This is a genomic window from Pseudomonas sp. NPDC087817 (assembly GCF_044742875.1).
In the GTDB taxonomy this organism is placed as follows: Bacteria; Pseudomonadota; Gammaproteobacteria; order Pseudomonadales; family Pseudomonadaceae; genus Aquipseudomonas.
This window is the reverse complement of record NZ_JBIUVJ010000003.1, coordinates 156,462-177,835: the sequence shown is the minus strand read 5'-3', so window position 1 is coordinate 177,835 and position 21,374 is coordinate 156,462. Positions and strand designations below refer to the sequence as shown.

The 21,374-nt window shown below is 61.6% G+C and carries 18 protein-coding genes; 3 read left to right on the top strand and 15 right to left on the bottom strand.

Going from position 1 to position 21,374, the window contains the following annotated elements; translation table 11 throughout:
• Nucleotides 1–150 precede the first annotated feature (150 nt).
• The 5 genes from ACIONG_RS04495 to ACIONG_RS04475 all read right to left on the bottom strand — a co-directional run bounded on the left by ACIONG_RS04495 (nucleotide 151) and on the right by ACIONG_RS04475 (nucleotide 6,966).
• Nucleotides 151–3,228 carry an error-prone DNA polymerase gene (locus tag ACIONG_RS04495; protein WP_401297018.1) on the bottom strand — a complete coding sequence of 1,026 codons (3,078 nt, stop codon included), beginning with the start codon at nucleotides 3,226–3,228 and terminating at the stop codon, nucleotides 151–153.
• The gene (locus ACIONG_RS04490) at nucleotides 3,225–4,640 is read right to left on the bottom strand and encodes a Y-family DNA polymerase (RefSeq protein ID WP_401297016.1); all 1,416 of its coding nucleotides are present in this window, start codon (nucleotides 4,638–4,640) and stop codon (nucleotides 3,225–3,227) included. The genes ACIONG_RS04495 and ACIONG_RS04490 overlap by 4 nt, the downstream gene beginning before the upstream one ends.
• 7 nt (nucleotides 4,641–4,647) lie before the next feature.
• Nucleotides 4,648–5,265, bottom strand: coding sequence for a translesion DNA synthesis-associated protein ImuA (gene imuA, locus ACIONG_RS04485; protein ID WP_053120911.1), 618 nt, complete (start codon nucleotides 5,263–5,265; stop codon nucleotides 4,648–4,650).
• The gene (lexA, locus tag ACIONG_RS04480) at nucleotides 5,265–5,882 is read right to left on the bottom strand and encodes a transcriptional repressor LexA (RefSeq protein ID WP_103302399.1); all 618 of its coding nucleotides are present in this window, start codon (nucleotides 5,880–5,882) and stop codon (nucleotides 5,265–5,267) included. Before lexA ends, imuA begins: the two co-directional genes overlap by 1 nt.
• Nucleotides 5,883–6,048: 166 nt before the next feature.
• Entirely contained in the window at nucleotides 6,049–6,966 is a 918-nt protein-coding gene (locus tag ACIONG_RS04475; RefSeq protein WP_103302400.1) for a LysR family transcriptional regulator, read from the bottom strand.
• 103 nt (nucleotides 6,967–7,069) lie between these two features.
• Between ACIONG_RS04475 and ACIONG_RS04470 the strand changes: the two genes are divergently transcribed.
• The 3 genes from ACIONG_RS04470 (at nucleotide 7,070) to ACIONG_RS04460 (ending at nucleotide 11,615) form a co-directional block, all read left to right on the top strand.
• Entirely contained in the window at nucleotides 7,070–8,812 is a 1,743-nt protein-coding gene (locus ACIONG_RS04470) for an amidohydrolase (RefSeq protein WP_401297012.1), read from the top strand.
• A 185-nt stretch (nucleotides 8,813–8,997) separates the two neighbouring features.
• The gene (locus ACIONG_RS04465; RefSeq protein WP_401297010.1) at nucleotides 8,998–9,735 is read left to right on the top strand and encodes a TorF family putative porin; all 738 of its coding nucleotides are present in this window, start codon (nucleotides 8,998–9,000) and stop codon (nucleotides 9,733–9,735) included.
• A 221-nt stretch (nucleotides 9,736–9,956) separates the two neighbouring features.
• Nucleotides 9,957–11,615: a phosphoethanolamine transferase gene (locus ACIONG_RS04460; RefSeq protein WP_401297008.1), complete on the top strand. Its 1,659-nt coding sequence runs from the start codon at nucleotides 9,957–9,959 to the stop codon at nucleotides 11,613–11,615.
• Between the two features lie 125 nt (nucleotides 11,616–11,740).
• Here the strand turns inward: ACIONG_RS04460 and ACIONG_RS04455 are convergent, their stop codons facing one another.
• From ACIONG_RS04455 to ACIONG_RS04410, 10 genes are all read right to left on the bottom strand, one after another.
• Nucleotides 11,741–12,019, bottom strand: a complete 279-nt coding sequence (locus tag ACIONG_RS04455; RefSeq protein WP_212809179.1) for a DUF971 domain-containing protein — start codon at nucleotides 12,017–12,019, stop codon at nucleotides 11,741–11,743.
• Nucleotides 12,016–12,978, bottom strand: a complete 963-nt coding sequence (locus ACIONG_RS04450) for a HEAT repeat domain-containing protein (RefSeq protein WP_401297006.1) — start codon at nucleotides 12,976–12,978, stop codon at nucleotides 12,016–12,018. Before ACIONG_RS04450 ends, ACIONG_RS04455 begins: the two co-directional genes overlap by 4 nt.
• On the bottom strand, nucleotides 12,975–13,823 hold the full coding sequence (locus tag ACIONG_RS04445; RefSeq protein WP_103302407.1) for an ABC transporter ATP-binding protein: 849 nt from the start codon (nucleotides 13,821–13,823) through the stop codon (nucleotides 12,975–12,977). The genes ACIONG_RS04450 and ACIONG_RS04445 overlap by 4 nt, the downstream gene beginning before the upstream one ends.
• Entirely contained in the window at nucleotides 13,823–14,605 is a 783-nt protein-coding gene (locus ACIONG_RS04440) for an ABC transporter permease (protein ID WP_401297003.1), read from the bottom strand. Before ACIONG_RS04440 ends, ACIONG_RS04445 begins: the two co-directional genes overlap by 1 nt.
• Before the next feature lie 137 nt (nucleotides 14,606–14,742).
• Nucleotides 14,743–16,146, bottom strand: coding sequence for an ABC transporter substrate-binding protein (locus ACIONG_RS04435; protein WP_401297001.1), 1,404 nt, complete (start codon nucleotides 16,144–16,146; stop codon nucleotides 14,743–14,745).
• Between the two features lie 235 nt (nucleotides 16,147–16,381).
• Nucleotides 16,382–16,627, bottom strand: coding sequence for a ferredoxin family protein (locus tag ACIONG_RS04430; protein WP_003225615.1), 246 nt, complete (start codon nucleotides 16,625–16,627; stop codon nucleotides 16,382–16,384).
• A gap of 28 nt (nucleotides 16,628–16,655) precedes the next feature.
• Nucleotides 16,656–18,386, bottom strand: coding sequence for a fumarate reductase/succinate dehydrogenase flavoprotein subunit (locus ACIONG_RS04425; RefSeq protein ID WP_401296999.1), 1,731 nt, complete (start codon nucleotides 18,384–18,386; stop codon nucleotides 16,656–16,658).
• Nucleotides 18,383–19,135, bottom strand: a complete 753-nt coding sequence (locus tag ACIONG_RS04420; RefSeq protein WP_401296997.1) for a GntR family transcriptional regulator — start codon at nucleotides 19,133–19,135, stop codon at nucleotides 18,383–18,385. The genes ACIONG_RS04425 and ACIONG_RS04420 overlap by 4 nt, the downstream gene beginning before the upstream one ends.
• 222 nt (nucleotides 19,136–19,357) lie before the next feature.
• Nucleotides 19,358–20,326, bottom strand: a complete 969-nt coding sequence (locus ACIONG_RS04415; RefSeq protein WP_401296996.1) for a Gfo/Idh/MocA family protein — start codon at nucleotides 20,324–20,326, stop codon at nucleotides 19,358–19,360.
• Between the two features lie 24 nt (nucleotides 20,327–20,350).
• The gene (locus tag ACIONG_RS04410) at nucleotides 20,351–21,238 is read right to left on the bottom strand and encodes a Dyp-type peroxidase (protein WP_401296995.1); all 888 of its coding nucleotides are present in this window, start codon (nucleotides 21,236–21,238) and stop codon (nucleotides 20,351–20,353) included.
• Between the last annotated feature and the right edge of the window lie 136 nt (nucleotides 21,239–21,374).

Below are 21,374 nucleotides of genomic sequence, written 5' to 3'. Positions count from 1 at the left end.
CGGTGTATTAATCGTTCCCACGCTCTGCGTGGGAATGCAGCCACGGACGCTCCGCGTCCGCTGTGACGCGGAACGTCACGGGAGGCGTTACCACGCAGAGCGTGGGAACGATCAGACAGGGGGTTTTGTGTTTGGCCTGAGGTGGAAGAATCAGTGGAAGTCGCGGCTCTGCACACGGATGCCGTTGAGCAGCGGGCTCAGGTCGCTCAAGCGTCCGGCGATGAGGTGGCGCACTTCGCCTTCGCGTTCCCAGCGCCCGTCGACCCTGAGCAGTTGCGAGCCGACAAGCACCTGGCGCTGACGCTCGGCCAGATCGCGCCAGACCACCACGTTGACGTTGCCGAACTCGTCTTCCAGGGTGACAAAGGTCACGCCGCTGGCGGTGCCCGGTCGTTGCCGGCCCGTGACCAGACCGGCAATGCTCACCGGCCGCCCGTGTTCAACATCGAGCAACTCTTGCGAACTGCGGCAGCGCAGCGCCTTCAATTCGCCCCGCAACAGCGCCAGCGGATGCGGCCCCAGCGTGGTGCCCACCGTCGTGTAATCGGCGTGCAGATCCTCGCCGACGCTGGGTTTTGGCAGCACCACATCAGGCTCTTCCTGGCTCGGCAATCCGGCAAACAACCCAAGTTGTTTCTGCACCCCGGCGACTTCCCAGCGCGCCCGGTGACGATGCCCGGCCAGGCCGCGTAATGCTCCGGAATCCGCCAGCAACGCCTGCGCCCGACTGTCGAGCGCAGCCCGCTCGCCCAGATCGGCAACGTCGGCAAACGCCCCACGCGCACGCGCCGCTTCAATGCGCTGGGCATCGTCTTCGCGAAAACCCTTGATCATGCGCAGGCCCATGCGAATCGCCGGTTGCGCGCCGCTGATCGGTTCCAGGCTGCAATCCCAGTCACTGGCGCGCACGTCCACTGGACGAATCTGCAACTGATGCCGCCGGGCGTCCTGGAGAATCTGATCGGGGCTGTAGAAACCCATCGGCCAACTGTTGATCAGCGCACAGGCGAAGGCCGCCGGTTCGTGGCACTTGAGCCAGCAACTGGCGTAGGTCAACAAGGCGAAACTGGCGGCGTGTGACTCAGGAAAGCCGTAACTGCCGAATCCCTTGATCTGCTCGAAGATCTGCGCGGCGAACTCTTCCGTGTAGCCGTTTTTTTTCATGCCGGCGGCCAGACGTGCCTTGTGCGGCTCCAGACCGCCGTGACGTTTCCACGCGGCCATGGAGCGGCGCAACTGATCGGCCTCACCGGGGCTGTAATCGGCGGCGACAATGGCGATCTGCATCACCTGTTCCTGAAACAGCGGTACGCCGAGGGTTCTTTCCAGCACCACCTTGAGTTCTGGCGACGGATAGGTTTCCTCTTCTTCCTTGTTCCGCCGGCGCAGATACGGATGCACCATCCCGCCCTGAATCGGCCCCGGCCGGACGATGGCCACTTCGATCACCAGATCATAGAACTTCGCCGGTTTCAGGCGCGGCAGCATCGACATCTGTGCCCGCGATTCGATCTGGAACACGCCGATGGTGTCGGCGCGGCTGATCATCTCGTAGGTCGGTTTGTCTTCGGCCGGGATGTTCGCCAGGCTCAGATCCATATTGCGATGGCGGCGCAGCAAGTCGAAACAGCGGCGGATCGCGCTGAGCATGCCCAGCGCGAGGATATCGACCTTGAGCAGCCCGACTGCGTCGAGATCGTCCTTGTCCCACTGAATGATCGTGCGGTCGGCCATCGCGGCGTTTTCCACCGGCACCAGCGTGTCCAGCGGCTGCTCGGAAATCACGAAACCGCCGGGGTGTTGCGACAGGTGCCGGGGGAAGCCGATCAGTTGCCCGGTCAGGCTCAACACCCGGCGCAGCACCGGGCTGTCGGGGTCGAACCCGCCTTCGAGCAAGCGCGCCACTGGCGGCGTTTCATCGCTCCAGTGGCCGCAGCAATCGGCCAATGCGTTGATCTGATCCGGCGGCAACCCCAGCGCCTTGGCCACATCGCGCACGGCCCCGGCGGCGTGATAGGTGCTGACCACCGCCGTCAGCGCCGCGCGATGACGGCCATAACGACGGAACACGTATTGCAGGACTTCTTCGCGGCGTTCGTGTTCGAAGTCGACATCGATGTCCGGTGGCTCGTTGCGCTCTTTGGACATGAAACGCTCGAACAGCAACGTCGTGCGATCCGGGTCGATTTCGGTGATACCCAAGGCAAAACACACCGCCGAGTTGGCCGCCGAACCCCGCCCCTGACAGAGGATGTGCTGCTTGCGAGCGAAGCTCACCACGTCGTGTACGGTGAGAAAGTAGCTTTCGTAGCCGAGCTCGGCGATCAGTTTCAGCTCATCGTCGATCTGCTTGAGCACTTTGGCCTGTGGCCCTTGCGGCCAGCGCCAGGCGATGCCTTCTTCGGTCAAATGCCGCAACCAGGAACTGCCGGTATGCCCCTCCGGCACCAACTCCTTGGGGTATTGATAACGCAACTGGCCGAGATCGAAGGTGCAGCGTCGGGCCAGCTTCACTGATGCCTCCAGCAATGCCGACGGATACAGCTCGCGCACTACCTCAACGCTACGCAAATGCCGCTCGCCATTGGGATGTAAACGCAATCCGGCCTCGGCCACCGGGACGTGATGGCGGATCGCGGTCATGGTGTCCTGCAAGGCACGCCGGCCCCGGGCGTGCATATGCACATCGCCACTGGCCACGGCGGGAATCTGCAACTCGGCGGCCAGACTCAGCAGCATCGCCAACCGTCGCTGATCGTCCTGCCCGCGATGCAGTTGTACCGCCAGCCACAGCCGTTCGCCGAAGGTCTGTTTCAGCCAACGGCCCTCCTCCACATCCTCCACAGTGTCCGGCACCCACAACACCAACAACCCGGGCAGCGCTGCGCTGAAGTCCTCGCGCAGCACTTGATACTGGCCTTTCTGCGTACGCCGCCGGGCACGGGTGATCAAGCCGCACAGCGCCTGATAACCCTCAAGGTTCTCGACCAGCAGCACCAGTTTCGGGCCGTTGTCGATACGGATCTCGCTGCCGATGATCAGCGGCAGCTCAACGGATTTCGCCGCTTGCCAGGCGCGAACGATCCCGGCCAGGGTGCATTCGTCGGTGATCGCCAGCGCCTGATAGCCGTGCTTTTTCGCCCGCTGAAACAGTTCCAGCGCACTGGACGCACCGCGCTGAAAACTGAAGTTCGACAGGCAGTGCAGTTCGGCGTAGCCAGCGTTCATGCAAACCAGCCCTGCAGCCACAACGGACCGTCCTCGCCCACCACCCGATAGGCCCAGCCTTGCTGACCGGCGCGGTTCTGGATCAGGTAGTAATCGCGACGCACATCGTCACCATCCCACCAGCCGGATTCGATGCGCTCGGGGCCCATGAGGATCCGCGCCGAACCTTGCGGCACGCTCTGCGGCTCGCCGAGCAACCAGCCCGGGCGGTGGACACTGGGCAAGCCTGAGCACGGTTGTTTATCGACGCCGTTTTGCCAGGCGCACTCCGGCCGGTGATCCGCCTGAAAGCGCAGGCCTTGCACCGCGTCATCGCCCAGCCGTGCGCGCAGGCGTTCGCGCAATTGCTCCCAGGGCAAGGTCTGCTGCGGACGGTCGTCGAACAGCTCCTGAAACTGCGGCACGAAACTCGGCAGATCTTCGGCGCGCAAACGGAAGCCACGCACCGGTGCCTCGACCTGCACCTGCTCCAGCCGACCACGGGCCAGTTCGAAGAGCATCGCCGGATCGCGTTCGGCGCTGAGCAGACCGACCTTGATCACGGTGTCCGGCAGCCCGGCGTGTTCCAGATGCAGATCAAAGCGCTGCACGCCGCTGTCACGCCCGCACAGGAACGCCGACAGATCACCGGTCAGACGCCGTAACGGGAATAACAAGGCCTGATGGGATTGCACGTCGAAATTCAGTTCGATGCGCACATCGAAACGATCCGGCGGCAAGTAAAACTCCAGCGCCAATGGCCGCGCACCGAATAAGGTGTCGAGGTGTTTGAGCATCGGCGCCTCGAAACGCCGGGCCAGCGCCTGGCGGGGCAGGCTCTGCACCTGACTCAGATTGCGCAGGCCCATGCGCGACAACGCCGTGGCCACGCCCGGCTCCAGACCGACGCGGTCGATCGGCAACTGGCCGAGGTGATGCTGCAAGGCCTCGCCGTCCGGCACCACCAGCCCGTCATAAGCGTTGGCGAGAATGCGCGCGGCCGCCGGGTTGGGCGCCGCGACAATGCGATGACGGAAACCCAGATCGGTCAGTTCCTTGCGCAGTCGTGCTTCGAACTGCGCCCAGGAACCGAACAGGCCCAGGCTGGATTCGATCTCGAACACCACGGTGCGTGGGTAATGCACGCTGACTTGCGCACTGAAACCGTAGGCCCACGCGGCGAGAAACCGCTGCCAGTGTTCAACCTCGGCCACCTCGTAATCGGCGGTGGCGAAACCTTTGCTCATGGCCTGCGCGGCCGTCATCGACTGGCCGGGGCGCAAGCCGAGTTGGCGTGCCGCCGGGTTGACCGCTTGCAACACCCGACGCTGGGCCGGACCGCTGAGCAGCACCAACGGCTCAGCGGGATCGGGCCGCTGACGCAGCACGGCGTCGAGGGCCAATTGCGGAAAAACAATACACACCCAGCGCATGACGACCTCAATGCCCCACGGCAAAGGCAATCGGCGCTGTACGCGCCAGTCCGCCACGGCACTTGAGCACGCGCAGTTGCGCAGGTTTGGCGTCGATGGCGATACGCAGTGCTGCCGGAGATGGGTTGACCGCTTCGCTCAACGGTCGCCAGGCGAATGCCAGGGTCTGGCCGGTTTCCGCCGCCACCTGCAAGCGCCGCAATGCGCGGTCGTCAGCCTTGTGCGGCCAGCACAGCACCGCGCCGCAACTGCCCGAGCGCAGGCATTGTTCCGCGGCCCACAAGGCATCGCGTTCACTGGCCTGAATCACCGACAACTGGCGCAGATCGACCCCGGCGTTTTCCCATGCCTGCGGGTACGGCACAAACGGTGGCGCCACCAGCACGATGCGCTCGCCTGCCGCCGAGAGTCGCGCCAGCGTCGGCCAGACCAGTTGCAGTTCGCCGACACCGGGGCCGGCCAGCAGAATTTCGCTCAGTGCCGCCTCCGGCCAGCCACCGCTGGGCAATGCCGCGTCCAGCGCAGCATGGCCGGTGGGTTGTGGACTGGCCGCCGGAGGCGCAGGCCGGCCCTTCCAGACCTGGCCGCCATTGAACAGCGTATCCAACGCAACAACGGCGCCCATCAGCCTTGCCTCACCAGACCGCAGAACACCCCTTCGATGGCCAGATCCTGATCATCGCCCACGACAATCGGCTGATACGCCGGGTTGCGTGGCAACAGCCGCACCGTGTCGCCGACACGTTCGAAACGTTTGATGGTGACTTCTCCGTCGAGCCGCGCCACGACGATCTGGCCGTTCAACGCCTCGGGATTACGCCGCACGCCGACCAGATCGCCGTCGAGAATGCCGTCCTCGATCATCGAGTCGCCCTGCACTCGCAGCATGTAATCGGGTGTGCGGGAGAACAGCGCCGGGTCGAGCATCAAGCGGCTATGGATATCGGCATCGGCACCAATCGGTGCACCGGCGGCCACCCGACCGAGCACCGGGATGTCGAGCAATTCCGGACGTGGCGGTTGCCCGAGCAAACGAATGCCCCGGGCCTGATGCGGATTGACCTCGATAAACCCGGCTTCGGTGAGCGCCAGCACATGCTTGCGCGCCACGCTACGGGAGGCAAAACCAAAAGCCTCGCTGATTTCAGCGAGGCTTGGGGGCTGACCGTGTTCGGCGATGCGTTCGCGGATAAAGGTCAGGATGGCGGTACGGCGGGGAGTCAGGTTCGTCATGGAGTACATTTGTACTCCTGTAGGATTTTCCTGACAAGCGCCACAGGTCGGCCTACCCCTTGATCGTTCCCACGCTCCGCGTGGGAATGCAGCCCGTGACGCTCCGCGTCACTGGACGCAGAGCGTCCCCAGAGGCATTCCCACGCAGAGCGTAGGAACGATCAAGGACTGGGTGTCAGTTGAGGCCGCGTTCGGCGAGGAATGCGCCGATGTAATCGATGAACGCCACGACTTTCGCCGTGGCCCGCCGATGGCTCGGGTACACCGCCAGAATGTGCGGGCCGAAGGTATCCGGGTCGATGTCGTAGTCGGCCATGACCCGCACCAGACGCCCGTCGGCAATGTACGGCGCGGCGCTCCACAGCGGCGTGTGCAGCAAACCGCGCCCGGCCAGGGCGCTGGCCAGCAACAGGTCGTAATTGTCACTGCGTAATAACGGTGTTGCAGGTTGTGCCAGGCTCAAGCGCTGGCCATCGCGCTCGGCCCACCAGAATTCACGGCTGAGCAACGGATGCCGGTACAGCAGCCATTCATGCTGATCGAGGGTTTGCGGGTTCACCGGCAAACCCTTGCGCGCCAGATATTCCGGGCTGCCACACAGGGCCAGACGATTGCTGCCGACCACCCGCGCAATCAGCCCCGGCAGGTCATCGTGGCCTTCGCGCAAGGCCAGGTCATAACCGCTTTCGAGTAGATTGACGAACGCGTCGCACAGATCCACTTGCAGGCTGATCTGCGGATATTGCTGCAAGAAACCGTCGCACACCTGATCGAGAAACGCCCGTCCATACGCCAGCGGCGCAGTGATTTTCAAGCTGCCGCGCAAACCATGTTGCAGTTGTTCGATTTCCTCGCTGGCCTCCTCCAGCCGCTGCAACACCAACCGTGCGGTTTCCAGATACACCCGGCCGATCTCGGTCAGCAGTATCCGCCGCGTGCTGCGTTCGAACAGCCGCGCGCCGAGTTCCGTTTCGAGGTGATTGACCGCTTTGGTCAGGGCCGACGGGGTCTTGCCGAGTTGCTCGGCGGCGCGACTGAAACTGCCAAGCTGCGCCGTGACCACAAACATTTTCAATGCACCCAACTTGTCCATGCTTTTTCCATTCAGGCAAAAACGTTTTTCGTGAGGGAGGCGTTCTGTTGGCCGTTGCCAGCCACTAATCTGGCCATCAGACGCAATAACAAGGAAATCTTCAATGAAAAGATTCATCCCGAGCCTGTTGGCTGCCGCCGTAAGTTTTGCCTCGATGGAAGCCATGGCCGCTACCGATCTGGTGCTGCTCAACGGCAAGATTTTCACTGCTGACCGCACTCAACCCAAGGTTCAGGCACTGGCCGTGGAGAATGGCAAGGTGCTGAAAGTCGGCAGCGATGCGCAGATCAAAGCGCTGATCGAACCCGGTACCCAAGTGATCGACCTCAAAGGCAAAGCACTGATGCCCGGCCTGATCGACAGCCATTCCCACGCGATTTTCGGTGGACTGGAAATGGTCTCGGCGAATATGGAAGACGAAGTCGTCGCCCTCGATGAGCTGGAAAACAACCTGCGCACCTGGCGTGACGACGGTACGGCCAGACACGGCGATGTCTTGAGCATCGCGGGCATGAGTTCGAGGTACTGGGCACAAGCCGAAGCCTTGGGCAAAACCTTCAACAGTGGCGAATGGGCCAACGTGCCGGTGGTGTTCATTGGCAGTGACCACCACACCGCGTGGGCCAACAACGTCATGCTCAAGCGCGCCGGCATCGACGCCGCGCTGCTGAAAACCCTGCCCGACGCGGAAAAAGACACCATCGGCAAACTGGCCAGCGGCGACGCCAACGGCTTTGTGGTCGATGCCGGTTGGGATCGGGTCGCCTCGAAAATGCCGGTGCCGAGTGCCGCCGACATGCTCAAAGCCGCACAGTCCGCCGTACGTTTCAATAACAGCCTCGGCATCACGGCGTGGATGGACCCCGCCGCCAACGCCGCACCGGGCGAAGCGGTTTTTGCGCTCAAGCCCACCGAGAAAACCGTCGGCGTGCTGCCGGCCTATAAGGCCTTGTCGGAAAGCGGCGACATGAGCGTCCACGTCGCCGCATTGTTAGTGGCCAATCCAAAAAGCGTGCCGGCCGACCTCGATACGCTGGACAAGGTGCGCCAGCAATTCCAGGGCATCCCCAACCTGACCCTGCCCGGCGTCAAGATCTTCGCCGACGGCGTGATCGAATACCCGGCGCAAAGCGCAGCGATGATCGATCCCTACAGCAACTCGCACAAACAGGGCGAACTACTGATCGATCCGCAGCATTTCGGCGAACTGGTCAGCGCCATCGACCAACGCGGCTGGCTAGTGCACATTCATGCCATCGGCGACCGCGCGGTGCGCGAATCGCTGAACGGCATCGCCCAGGCGCGCAAGGATCGCCAGAGTGGCGTGACGCACTCGATCACCCACCTGCAAATGGTCAATCCAAAAGAGTTCGCCCGCTTCAAGCCGCTGAACGTGATCGCCTCGATGCAATTGCTCTGGGCCAGCGCCGACGATTACACCACCGACATGATCAAGCCCTACGTCAGCGCCCTCGCCTTTCGCTATCAATACCCGGCGCATTCGCTGCTGAAACAGGGCGCGACGATTGCCGGCGCCAGTGACTGGCCGGTGTCATCGCCGAACCCGTTCAACGCCATGGCCCAGGCGATCACCCGTGTCGGCCCGCTGGGCGTGCTCAACGCCGACGAGCGTCTGGACCGCGAAACCATGTTCTACGCCTACACCGCCAACGCGGCGCGCACCATCGGCCTGGACCAGCAGATCGGTTCGCTGACACCGGGCAAACAGGCCGATTTCATCGTGCTCGACCGCGATGTGTTCAGCGTCGACGCCAAAGCCCTGCATGACACCCAGGTTTTGCAAACCTGGTTCGGCGGCCGCCAGGTCTACACCGCCGCCCAATAACACCAAAAATCCCCCTGTAGGAGTGGGCCTGCTCGCGATAGCGGTGTGTCAGTCAACATCAACGCTGAATGAACCACCGCTTTCGCGAGCAGGCTCGCTCCCACAAGGTCTGTGAGGGTGGCTGAGATTGCATCCCCCCACAGTTTTCGTACTGCCCAATAAAAATCACAACATCGGGACTTCACATGAAAGCCTTGCCTCTGTTCGCCCTGAGTTTCTTGAGCGTGCTGCCCTTGAGCAGCTTTGCGATCCCCTTGAACGACGACTTCGCCGTGCTGGTGGATCTGACCCTGGCCAGCGATTACCGCACCCGCGGCATCTCGCAGACCCAGAATGACCCGGCGCTTCAGGCCGGTCTGACCCTCGCCCACAGCAGTGGCTTGTACCTCGGCGCCTGGAGTTCAAACGTCGATTTCGGTGGTGATCTGAAAACCCGTCAGGAAGTCGATTACTACGCCGGTTGGCTGTGGCAGGCCACCGAAGATGTCAGCCTCGATCTGGGCTACCTCAAGTACGCCTATCCCAAGGAAAGTCAGTTCAATCAGAGTGAGGTCTACGGGATTTTCGGCGCTTACGGGGTGAAAGTGGCGGCGTATTACTCCAGCGATGCGCCGGGGATCGACAGCAAGCAGAGTTCGCTTTACAGCTATGTCAGTTATGAAACCGGGTTGCCATTCGATTCAGGCCTGAAATTGCGTTACGGCAATATGGACTTCAAGGACCCGCACCTGTACTCGGCGTCGGGGCATGGCGAAGAGTCGTACCGGGAATGGGAAGTCAAAGTCACTCACAATCTGGCCGGTGTGGTACTGGGCTTGAGCTATATCGACACCGATCTGTCGCAGGCGCAATGCCTGAGTAATTGGGGCTTCAAGGATGTGTGCACGGCCACCGTCGTCGCCAGCGTCAGTAAATCCTTCTGACCAGCGAAATCACCTGTTGGAGTGAGCCTGCTCGCGATAGCGCTGTGTCAGATAACACATCGACATCTGACACATCGCTATCGCGAGCAGGCTCACGCCTACAGGGTTTCGCTGTGCGTTCGGCATTTGTTACGGGATGTTTACGAATTTTTTACTAATGTTCTTCTACAGTTACCCGCGCAACCGCGTGGGTTTTCTATTCATGTAGAGGAATGTTTGACATGGCTTTGGGCAACGGACTGCGTTTACCGTCCATCACTCCTACCCGACTGGTGCTGCTGTTTTCCCTGGCGCTGGTGGCGTTGTACAACCTGGCGACCTGGAAGGCGCTGGGCACGCTGATTACCCTGCAGGGCGCGCACAAACTGGCGTTCTTCGCCTCTTTCGGGGTGTTCCTGTGGGCGGCCATCACCCTGCTGCTGACCCTGGTGTCGTTTCGCTGGACGCTGAAACCGGTGCTCACGGTGGTCGCCCTGCTCTCGGCCTGCGCCGCGTATTTCATGAACGAATACGGAATCACCATCGACACGGTGATGATCCAGAACGTCTTCGAAACCAATCCCGCCGAAGCCACTGCACTGTTCAACGGCAAACTGCTGACCTATGTGCTGCTGCTCGGCGTGCTGCCGGCGGCGTTGATCTGGCGTTGGCCGGTGAGTTACCGGCCGTTCTTTCGCGGTTTGCTCAACAAGATCCTGGTGATCGTCGCCTGCGTACTGGTCATCGCCGTCTCGGTGGGTGCGTTCTATTCGACCTATGCGCCGATCTTTCGTGAAGAAGACAAGCTCACTCACTTCATCAACCCGACCAACTACATCTACGCGATCAGCAAATACACCAAGCAGCGTCTGGGGATCAAAAAACACTTCGTGGTGCAGGCCATCGGCGAAGACGCGGTGATGAGCGCCAAGGCTGCCAGCCGCGAGAGGAAATCGCTGATGGTCTTCGTGGTCGGCGAAACCGCCCGCGCCGATCATTTTTCCCTGAACGGTTACGAGCGCGAGACCAACCCCGAGCTGAGCAAGCTGGACATCCTCAACTTCACCCAAGTGCATTCCTGCGGCACGTCCACTGCGGTGTCGGTGCCGTGCATGTTTTCGATGTTCCCGCGTGAGGATTACAGCGACAAGAAAGGCAAAACCTACGAGGGCCTGCTGGATATCCTGCAACGGGTCGGCGTGCAAGTGCTGTGGCTGGACAACAACAGCGATTGCAAAGGCACCTGCCTGCGCGTGCCCAATCGCGATATTTCGAAGAACCAGCCAGGGCCGTTCTGCGACGGCAACAACTGCCTGGATGAGGCCTTGCTGGCGGATCTGCAAAGCTACATCGACAGCCTCAAGGGCCACGCGATCATCGTCCTGCACGCCGATGGCAGCCACGGCCCCGAGTATTACGAGCGCTATCCGAAAGAGATGGAGCGTTTCAAACCGATCTGCCACACCAACCAGTTGGGCAGTTGCAGCCGCGATGAACTGGTCAACGTGTACGACAACACGATTTTGTACACCGACCATTTCCTCGCCAAGGTGATTGAGTTGCTCAAGCGCAATCAGCAGACCCTGGATACATCGATGATTTATGTCTCCGATCACGGCGAGTCGCTGGGCGAGAACGGCTTGTACCTGCACGCGGCGCCGTATGCGCTCGCACCGGAGGCACAGACCCATGTGCCGATGGTGATGTGGTTTGGCGACAACACCCTGGCCCATGAAGGCATTGACCGCGGTTGCCTGCAAGGCAAGACCGGGCAGGCTGATTTGAGCCATGACAACCTGTTTCATTCGGTGTTGGGTCTGTTTGAAGTCAAGACTTCGCTGTATCAACCGGGGCTGGACATATTCCACGGATGCCGGCCTTCCATGACGGCTGCGCAATAGTTCAGGCACTGAAGATCCCTGTGGGAGCTGGCTTGCCAGCGATGGCGGTTTGTCAGTCACTACAGATGCCGGATGTGCCGACCTCATCGCTGGCAAGCCAGCTCCCACAGGGATCTTCAGTGTTCTCAGGGGGTGAGGTTTGCGAGGTAGGCCCACGGATAGATCCCGCGTTGGTGGCCGTCGCTGAACACCAGTTGCACGCCGTAGCCCTGGGGATTGAGTTCGATCAGGCGCACACGGTCATCGACCAGCGGCACCATGCCTTTGAGGCGAAACGCGCGGCATTGCGAGCACGGGCACTGGCGGCGCAATTCGGCGTGGTTGAGATGCTGTTCGCGGCCGTCCGGCCAGCTCAACCGCAGCATCTGCTGGCTCTGCGAGTTCCCCACTGACAGCGGGTTCATTGCAACTGACTCAAGGCAATGCGCACGGCTTTGCGCACTTCCGGGTCGCCATCATCCTGCGCCGCCTGCAATGCGGCCACGGCGCCGCGATCATTCAGTTCACCCAAGGCCAGTGCGGCTTCCTTGCGCAGGTTGCTGATGCGATGGCCGAGGGTTTCGATCAGCGCGTCCAGCGCCGGAGCGAAACGCAAGCGGCCGAGGCTGCGAGTGGCGCGTAAACGCACTTGCCAATAATCGTCACCCAAGGCGTCGACCAGTGCCGGGCCGGCGTCGCTGTGGCCGACCTTGCCCAAAGTCGTCGCAGCTTCTTCGCGCACCTGCCAGGCGTTGTCCTGCAAGGCCTGACGCAGGGCCGGAAGGACTTCAGCACCAGAGGCCAGACCAAGGGCACCGGTGGCAGCGCGGCGGACTTCGGTGTCCGGATCGTCGCTGGCCAGTCGTGCCAATGCCGGTAATGCATCGAGTTGCTTGAGCCAGCCAAGTACGCCTACGGCTTCGCGGCGCACATTGGCGTCGGCATCATTAAGTGCCGCGAGAGCTGCCGGCGCGGCATCGGCGCAACGCAATTCACGCAGGGCGCGAAAGGCAGCGATGCGCACGCTGACGTCGGCATGATCGGTCCACGGCAGAATCACCCGCCCCGCCGCCTCGGTCTTGAGCAGACTCAAGCTTTGGGCTGCGGCGGCTTGCACGGCAGGCGACGGGTCGGTCAACGCCTCGCACAAGGCTTGAACGACCGGTTGCTCTTCCCAGGCCTCCAGCAACCGCGCGGCTTCAGCGCGGACTTCTTCGGCGGGATCCTGAGCGAGGCGATCAACCAGCCAGAGCAAGCCATCCGGCTCCTCCAGATCGGCCAGATCAATCAGGGCAATGCGCCGCACAGCGGCGTCGTCGGCGGTCAGGCGCGGTTGCAGGGCGAGGATGTCTTCGTTATCGGTCACAGCAAAAATAGAGGTCATAAGGCAAATCGCGGCAAAGGGTTTTCGGGAGGCAGGCCGAGCGGATTGAGGCGCGGCAGCGGTCGGTTGTCGTCGTGACGCAGCAGGTCGAGGCAGTGGCGCTTGAGTCGGGAGAACTCGGGGCTGGTGACCAGTTCGCTGGTGCGTGGCCGGGCGAAGTCGAGACGCAAGTCTTCGATGATGCGCCCCGGCCGTGCGCTCATTACCAGCAAGCGGTCGGCGAGAAACAGCGCCTCGTCGATGTCATGGGTGACGAAGACCACGGTGGTGCGGATGCGCGTCCAGATGTCCAGCAACAGTTCCTGCATGTTCAACCGCGTCAGTGCATCCAGTGCGCCGAACGGTTCGTCCATCAGCAACAGGCGCGGGCGGTTGACCAGCACTCGGGCAATCTCGACGCGTTGCTGCATGCCGCCGGAGAGTTGATCGGGCCAGCGTTCGGCAAAGCCGTCGAGGCCGACCAGGTTGAGAATTTCGTCCGCCGCGCGATGGCGCTCAGCCTTGCCGATGCCACGCATTTTCAAACCGAAGGCGACGTTGTCGCGCACCGTGCGCCACGGGAACAGCGTGTGATGCTGGAACACCATGCCGCGCTGCGGCGACGGCCCGGACACTTCGCCGCCATCGACTTTCAGGCTGCCGGCATGAGCGCTCAGATGCCCGGCCAGCGCGCCGAGCAAGGTCGATTTGCCGCAACCGGACGGGCCGAGAATGCACACGAACTGGCCCGGTTCGATCTGGCAATCGAGGCCCTGTACCGCTTCGAACGCTTCACGGCCTTCGCCAAGGACAATCGACAATTGGCGAATATCGATCCGCCCTTCCGGGGTTTGCATCACGCTCATCAGGTTTTTCCTCGCGGTCGATGCCAGGGCGTGAACAACCCGCCGAGGCGTTTGATCAGCAGACTGCTGCCCATGCCCAATACGCCAATCAAGAGCATGCCGACGACGATATCGGCGTAGTTCTGAATGGTGTAGGACTCCCAGGTGTAGTAGCCGATACCGAACTGGCCGGAGATCATTTCCGCTGTCACCAGGCAGAACCACGACGTGCCCATGCCGATGGCGAGGCCGGTGATGATGCTTGGGGCAGCGCCGGGCAGGATCACTTCCAGCAGGATCGCCCGGCGTCCTGCCCCAAGACTTTTCGCTGAAGCAATCAGGCGTGGATCGACGCCTTCGACGCCGTGCACGGTGTTGAGCAGAATCGGGAACAGGGCGCCGGTGAAGGTGATGAAGACCATCGACAGTTCGGAGGATGGGAACATCAGAATCGCCAGTGGGATCCATGCCACGGCGGGGATCGGGCGCAGGACTTCGAGTGGCGGCAGTAACAAGTCTTCGGCCCATTTCGAGCGGCCGATGGCCAGGCCCAGGGCGATGCCGATGAGCAATGCGGCGAGGTAACCGGCGAAGACGCGGCTAAGGCTGGCGGTCAGGTGTTGCAGGAGCTTGCCGGAATCGCCGAGGCCGAGTGCGGCTTCGATCACGGCCAAGGGAGTTGGCACGTTGGCGAAGGTGACCAGGCCGAGGTTCCAGTGGTGGCTGGCGGCGAGTTGCCAGAATAGAAGGCAGAGCAGCAGTGAGGCGGCCCTCGGAACCCAGCGTGTGATGGATATGAACATAGCTCTTCCTCAGTACAACGCACCCTGTGGGAGCGGGCTTGCCCGCGATGGCGGACTTACATTCAACAAATATGTTGGCTGTACCGGCCTCATCGCGGGCAAGCCCGCTCCCACAGGGGAATGTGGTTTGCATGAAATCAGCGGATGGCAACGGCTTGGGTCGTGGCGTCGGTGAAGTCGAGGACTTTGCCGCCCTGCGCCGCCGCATATTGCTGCGCCTGGCCTTTGAGCAGGAACGCGCTAAGACGCCCTTTCGCATCACTGGCAAACCACGCCTGATCGGCGAGCAATTTGATCCCGCTGTCGCTGGCCTGCGCATACACCGCACGGATGTTTTTGCCTTCCTGCTTCAGTGCAGCGAGCGCGGTGAACGCTGATTCGGCGGAGGCGTATTGGCGCACCTTGTCTTCACCGCGCACCCAGATTTCGGCGACGTGGCTGAAGTCGGTGATCGCTTTACCGGTCGCCGCATCCGTGGCCTTCAGCGGCGTCTGCGCGTAGTTGGCCAACTGCGCGGTGTAATCGAGATTCGATGCCTTGAACGCCGCACGGATGTATTGATCATCGATGAAGGTGTTGAGATCGAGGCCACGATCGGCCTTCTTCAGCAACTTCAACGTTTCAATGGCGGTACCGACAGCCTGGCGATATTCCGGCTTCCAGCTCAGGTCGCGGGTCTGCACGCCGAGCGGGCCGTGGAACAGGTAATTGACCTCGGCATCGACGCCGGTGACTTTGGCGATCAGCTCGCTGTACTTTTCAGGTTCAGCCGCGAGCAGTTGATTGGCCTCAATGCTCGCACGCAGGTAAGCGACGACGATCTCCGGGTACTGTTTCGCGTAGGCCTGATCCACCAATGCGCCGTGGAAAGTCGGCGCATTGGCCTGGGCGCCGTCGTAGATCTTGCGGGCGAAACCACGGCTCGGGAACAGTTCGGCGAACGGCACGAAATCGGCGTGGGCGTCGATCTTGCCGGCCTGCAACGCGGAGCCGGCGACTTCCGGCGGCTGAGCGATGATGTTCACATCCTTGAGCGGATCCCAACCCTGCTCCGCCACCGCACGCAACAACATGCCGTGGGCGGTCGAGGCGAATGGCACGGAAATGGTCTTGCCCTTGAGTTCGCTCAGCGACTGCACGCCCGACGCGCTCGGCACGACGATGCCGTTGCCGCTGCCCTTGATACTGCCCGACAGCACGCTGATGAACAGGCTGTGTTTGCCGGCGGTTTCGAACGCGACACCGTTGAACGCACCAGGGAAATCGGCCATGGCGCCGAAGTCGAGTTTGCCGGCGACCATTTCGTTGGTCAGCGGTGCGCCGCTGGTGAAGTTTTTCCACTGCACCTCGTACTTGGCGTCTTTGTAGGCGCCGTCGTGGGGCAGGTATTTGTCGAGCAGACCGAGCTCACGAATCAACAGGCCGCCGGCGGCGCAGTTGATGGTGGTGTCCTGGGTGCCGATGGCAATGCGGATGGTTTCGGCCGAGGCCGACAAGGTGAACGAAGCCAGTACCAGACCGGCGATTGCTGCACGCAACATGGTTGTTTCCCCTCGAATCATTTATTGGATGTTCGTCTCCGCCGCGATCAGGGCGCGGTGGGAAACGAGGGGTGTTTTTGAATCCAGCGTCCGGTGTTTCCGGATGGCTATTGTTGTCTGGGCCGGCCTCATCGCTGGCAAGCCAGCTCCCACAGGGTTTTCGGGTGTTTGCAAGATCTATGTCCGAACAAAAATCCCTGTGGGAGCTGGCTTGCCAGCGATGAGGCCCTATCAGTCAACGCAATAAATAGGGAATGTCGACTTTCACGGCCCCGGTCGGGCAGTCCTTTTCACACGGCATGCAGTACCAGCATTCGTCGAACGCCATATAGGCCTTTTGCGTGGCCGGGTTGATCGCCAGCAAGTCCATCGGGCAGACATCCACGCACACGGTGCAGCCCTTTTCGGCGATGCATTTGTCCTCGTCCACGGTGACGGGGGCGTTGGAGCGGAAGAAGATTTCCTGAGCTTGATAGGCCATGGTTCGGACTCTTTGATGTATTGATGTATCAAGCGGCAAAAGCGCCCACCCGCAAGCGGTCGTAAGCCTGCATTTCTTCGGCATCGAGGGGGATGATGTAGGGCTCGACGGCTTTCTTGAAGCTGGTCATCTGCCCGTCCTCGCCCTTCTTCAGATGGCAATGGCAGAACCACTCAGCGTCATTGCGCTGCGGGTGATCGACGCGATAGTGGTACAGGCCCCAACGGCTTTCGGCGCGGAACAACGAGGCGCGCGCGGCCATTTCGGCGCAGTCACGGATCACGCTGGTTTCCATCGCGCGCATCAGTTCATGGGCGTTGTTGGCCTTCATCTGCTCGAGATCGCGCTCGATATCGCTGAAGCGTTGCAGACCAATCTGCATCTTCTTGGTCACTTTCGGCGGTTGCAGGTAATCGTTGACGAAGCGTCGCAGCTTGTATTCGACCTGTGCCGGCGGCAGACCGTGTTCGCGATCCAGTGGCGCGTAAACTCGGGCTTTCTCTTTCTCGATCTGCTCGGTATCCAGCGCCGAAAACTCGCGACCGGCGACGAAATCCGCCGCGTTGTGCCCGGCGAACCAGCCGTAGGTGAACGCACCGAGCATGTAGTTGTGCGGCACCGCGGCCATGTCACCGGCCGAGTACAAGCCTTTCACCGACGTCTCGGCGCGTTCGTTGACCCACACGCCCGACGCCGAATGGCCGCTGCAAAAGCCGATTTCCGAGATGTGCATCTCGACCATCTGCGCACGGTAGTCAGTGCCGCGATTGGCGTGGAACTGGCCCCGGCTCGGACGCTCGTTGCTGTGCAGGATTTCTTCGATGTTCTGGATGGTTTCCTCGGCCAGGTGATCGAGCTTGAGGAACACCGGGCCGTTGCCGCTTTCCAGCTCCTGGTGAAACTCCCACATCATCTGCCCGCTCCAGTAGTCGCACTCGATGAAGCGTTCACCCTTGTTGTTGGCGGTGTAGCCGCCCAGCGGGCCGGTGACATAAGCGCAGGCCGGGCCGTTGTAATCCTTGATCAGCGGGTTGATCTGGAAGCACTCGAGGTTGGCCAGTTCGGCGCCGGCGTGATAGGCCATCGCGTAACCATCGCCGGCGTTGGTCGGGTTTTCGTAGGTGCCCATCAGGTAACCCGATGAAGGCAAGCCGAGGCGCCCCGCCGCGCCGCACGCGAGGATCACTGCTTTGGCCTTGATCACATGGAAGTCGGCGGTGCGGCAATCGAAGCCCATCACGCCATTGACGGTGCCCTCCTCGTCGGTCAGCAAACGCGTGCACACCAGGCGATTGGTGATGCTCACCCGTGCGCGTTTCAACTGGCGATAAAGGACTTTCTTGATGTCGTGCCCTTCCGGCATCGGCAGCACATAGGCGCCCATGTGATGGACTTTTTTCACCGCGTAATCGCCGGTTTCGTCCTTCTCGAACTTCACGCCCCAGCGGTCGAGCTGCTCGATGGTTTCGAAACTGTGCGTCGCGTAGGCGTACACCGCCGCCTGATTGACGATGCCGTCGTTGGCGATGGTGATTTCCTTGGTGTACTGCTCGGGCGTCGAGTGGCCGGGGATGATCGCGTTGTTCAGGCCATCCATGCCCATGCTGATCGCGCCGCTGCGTTTGACGTTGGCCTTGTCGACCAGCAGCACACGCAAGTCACGGTTCTTTTCTTTGGCCTTGATGGCCGCCATCGGGCCTGCGGTGCCACCGCCGATCACGACGATGTCGTATTCCTGTTCGAGAACGTTGCGGGTCATGCCTGCTCCCCTTTTTGCCGGTCGATCCGCAGGCGGTACTGGAACGCATCGCCACGGTAGTAAAGGTGTTCGAAGTCCAGCGGCTGGCCGTTGGCGTCGTGGGTCAGGCGTTCGATGCGCATGATTGGCGAGCCGGCCTCGACATTGAGTGCCTGGGTCAGATCGCTGTCAGCGAGCACCGCGTCGATGGCCAGATCGGCGTGGCCGAGGGCGATGCCGCAGTCGTTTTCGAGAATCAGGAAGATGTCGCGGGTGACCAGATCAGCCTTCTCCAGACGCTCGCCGACGCCTTTGGGCAGGTAGGTGATTTCCAGCGAGATCGGCTCGCGGTTGATCAGCCGTACACGTTTGATCTGCGCGACGGTCTCGCCTTCTGCGACTTGCAAACGCTCGGCGACGCGTTTGTCGGCCGGGATGAATTTGAAACTGCGCAGGCGGTTGATCACCTCATAACCGCGCCCGGTCATGGACTCGGCGAGGCCTTGCAGGCTGCTGACGTTCTGAAAGGTTTTCGGCTTGGCGACGAAGGTACCTTTGCCGTGGATCTTGAAGATCAGCCCTTCCTTCTGCAGATCGCCCAAGGCTTGGCGCACGGTGATGCGGCTGACTTTGAACAGCGCACCGAGTTCGCTTTCGGAAGGCATCTGGCTGTCTTGCGGGTATTCGCCGTCGAGAATGCGCGCACGGAGGACATCGCGCAGTTGGGTGTGCAGCGGCACGCTGGAAAGAGATAGAACGATATCGGTCATCGCGGGATCACTTGTTATAACGAGTTATGACGTGATCTTAGAGATGTTATGACAAGGTTGAGAAATACCGAATGGGCATAACCTTAGATGCATGGCACACGCTGTCACCTGTGGGAGCTGGCTTGCCAGCGATGGCGTCCTGTCAGCCAACGGATTGGCTATCTGAAGCACCGCTATCGCTGGCAAGCCAGCTCCCACAGGGGGATGGTGTAAGACTGGTAGTCAGTGGCGCTTGAGGATCTGGTCCATGACCCAGTCAGTCTTGAGCGCTTGTGCGGCCATGGCGGGATGCTGTGATTCGCCACGGATGTGCGCGTTCATGCCGAGGACGTGATGCCACTGAATGTGTTCGTGATGGGGGATTTCCAGACTGATCTGTTCGTCGGCAAATAGCTGGACCGGATGCTCATCAAACACAGAAAAACCGATCCGCCCACGACTGCCGATGATCTCGACGCGATCCTCGCGCCGATCCGCGACAAAGCTCCAGCAGCCCATGCCCAGCGCCCCGGAGGCGAACCGCCAACTGGCGCTGACGGCGTCCTCGGCCGCATACAACCCGGCTTGCCGTGCGGTGAATCCGGCGACTTCAACAATGTCGCCAAGCAGATACTGGAACAGATCAAAACCATGGCTGGCCAGATCGGCGAAGTAACCGCCGCCGGCCACCGCCGGATCGGTGCGCCAGTTATCGCGACCTTCCAGATCCGCTGCTGATGGCGCCTTGGTCAGCGTCCAGCTCAAATGCCGCACGTCACCAATACGCCCCAGCTCCAGCCACTGACGCACCTGCGCAAAACGCGGCAACGAACGGCGATAGTAGGAAACGAACAGGTGCAGGCCTGCGTCGGCAAACGTCTGCTGCATCTCGCGGCTTTGCCCGGCGTTGAGCGCCATGGGCTTTTCCACACAGCAATGTTTGCCGGCGGCAGCGACTTTGAGGCTGTAGGCGTGGTGACTGTCGGGGGGCGTGGCGATGTACACCGCATCCACCTCGGGGTCGTTGATCAGCGCATCGACATCGGTGTAGACCCGGGCGATGCCGTGGCGCGTGGCGTAATCGCTCACCGCTTCAAGGCGTCGCCCCATCACCGCCACCAGCGCCGAACCGGGGGCCTTGTAGAAGGCCGGTCCGCTTTTGCGTTCAGCGACGCTGCCGCAACCGATCATGCCCCAACGCACCACGTTCATGTCTACTCCCTGTATTTGAAGGCCTTAGCCGATGCGCAAAGCGCGCAGATCCAGATGCCCGTCCTTGAGTGGCGGGCACCAGTAATAGCCGCCGGTGATCGGACGGCTGATGCGATACAGACCGTCGGTGATGCCGTCTTCCAGACCGCTCATGCGGCGCAGTTGCGCTTCGAACGCATCCAGCGAAAAACCGAACGCGAGGAACATCAGGCCGGCGCGATCACCTTCAATCCACGGCATCGAGCAGCGTACGACGAACGCTTCCGGCGCAAAGCTTTCCTGCGCGGTGCGTTTGACGTGGGCGGAGACCGGCGCGTCGTCGATCTCTTCGTTGTCGCTCAGGCGACGGCCCATGATGTTGTCCTTGTCTTCGGCGGACAGCTTATGGAAACCCTTGAGATCGTGCTGCCATTGCTGGATCGCAGCGAAGCTGCCGCCGACCAGGCCATCGGCGCCTTCACTCAGCAATGCAGCGGCGATGGCTGCGTCATCGTGCGGGTTTTCCGTGCCGTCCTCGTAGCCAGTCAGGTCGTGGCCGTCCTTGTAGCGGAAGGCTTCCTGCACATCTGCCAGACGCAGTGCCGGCGCCAGTGCGGCTTCGAAGGCATTGCAGCGGTTGAGCAACTCGCCACGGTCGACGCCGTGCAACCAGACCCACAGCGCGTGCTGGGTCGACGGGTTTTCCACGCCGACGCCAGTCATGGCCGGAAAGCTGCGCAGGCCGTCGATTTCCACGTTGAGGGCCTTGGCCAGGGACTCGCCGAAACCGACCACTGCCGATTTGCCGTCCACCAGGTTCATCAGGTTGTCGATCGCCTGCGGCAGTGCTTCAACCGATTCGAGGGCGAAAAACAGATGACGTGCTTGCGCAGGAACAGGGGTGGCGAGAATGCCCGGCTGGTAGTAACTCATGTGAACTCCTTGGAAAGTGCGCGGGAGTTTACCTGTGGCCGGAGGGTTTGTGGGGGTTTGGATGACGCCAAAAGCCCCTCACCCTAGCCCTCTCCCGGAGGGAGAGGGAACTGATTGCGGGATATTCAAGATCTAC

What these genes read in the sequence shown, in the direction of transcription:
- ACIONG_RS04495 (WP_401297018.1), bottom strand. Translation starts at nt 3,228, where the DNA reads ATGAACGCTGGCTACGCCGAACTGCACTGCCTGTCGAACTTCAGTTTT.
- ACIONG_RS04490 (WP_401297016.1), bottom strand. Translation starts at nt 4,640, where the DNA reads ATGCGCTGGGTGTGTATTGTTTTTCCGCAATTGGCCCTCGACGCCGTG.
- imuA (WP_053120911.1), bottom strand. Translation starts at nt 5,265, where the DNA reads ATGGGCGCCGTTGTTGCGTTGGATACGCTGTTCAATGGCGGCCAGGTC.
- lexA (WP_103302399.1), bottom strand. Translation starts at nt 5,882, where the DNA reads ATGTACTCCATGACGAACCTGACTCCCCGCCGTACCGCCATCCTGACC.
- ACIONG_RS04475 (WP_103302400.1), bottom strand. Translation starts at nt 6,966, where the DNA reads ATGGACAAGTTGGGTGCATTGAAAATGTTTGTGGTCACGGCGCAGCTT.
- ACIONG_RS04470 (WP_401297012.1), top strand. Translation starts at nt 7,070, where the DNA reads ATGAAAAGATTCATCCCGAGCCTGTTGGCTGCCGCCGTAAGTTTTGCC.
- ACIONG_RS04465 (WP_401297010.1), top strand. Translation starts at nt 8,998, where the DNA reads ATGAAAGCCTTGCCTCTGTTCGCCCTGAGTTTCTTGAGCGTGCTGCCC.
- ACIONG_RS04460 (WP_401297008.1), top strand. Translation starts at nt 9,957, where the DNA reads ATGGCTTTGGGCAACGGACTGCGTTTACCGTCCATCACTCCTACCCGA.
- ACIONG_RS04455 (WP_212809179.1), bottom strand. Translation starts at nt 12,019, where the DNA reads ATGAACCCGCTGTCAGTGGGGAACTCGCAGAGCCAGCAGATGCTGCGG.
- ACIONG_RS04450 (WP_401297006.1), bottom strand. Translation starts at nt 12,978, where the DNA reads ATGACCTCTATTTTTGCTGTGACCGATAACGAAGACATCCTCGCCCTG.
- ACIONG_RS04445 (WP_103302407.1), bottom strand. Translation starts at nt 13,823, where the DNA reads ATGAGCGTGATGCAAACCCCGGAAGGGCGGATCGATATTCGCCAATTG.
- ACIONG_RS04440 (WP_401297003.1), bottom strand. Translation starts at nt 14,605, where the DNA reads ATGTTCATATCCATCACACGCTGGGTTCCGAGGGCCGCCTCACTGCTG.
- ACIONG_RS04435 (WP_401297001.1), bottom strand. Translation starts at nt 16,146, where the DNA reads ATGTTGCGTGCAGCAATCGCCGGTCTGGTACTGGCTTCGTTCACCTTG.
- ACIONG_RS04430 (WP_003225615.1), bottom strand. Translation starts at nt 16,627, where the DNA reads ATGGCCTATCAAGCTCAGGAAATCTTCTTCCGCTCCAACGCCCCCGTC.
- ACIONG_RS04425 (WP_401296999.1), bottom strand. Translation starts at nt 18,386, where the DNA reads ATGACCCGCAACGTTCTCGAACAGGAATACGACATCGTCGTGATCGGC.
- ACIONG_RS04420 (WP_401296997.1), bottom strand. Translation starts at nt 19,135, where the DNA reads ATGACCGATATCGTTCTATCTCTTTCCAGCGTGCCGCTGCACACCCAA.
- ACIONG_RS04415 (WP_401296996.1), bottom strand. Translation starts at nt 20,326, where the DNA reads ATGAACGTGGTGCGTTGGGGCATGATCGGTTGCGGCAGCGTCGCTGAA.
- ACIONG_RS04410 (WP_401296995.1), bottom strand. Translation starts at nt 21,238, where the DNA reads ATGAGTTACTACCAGCCGGGCATTCTCGCCACCCCTGTTCCTGCGCAA.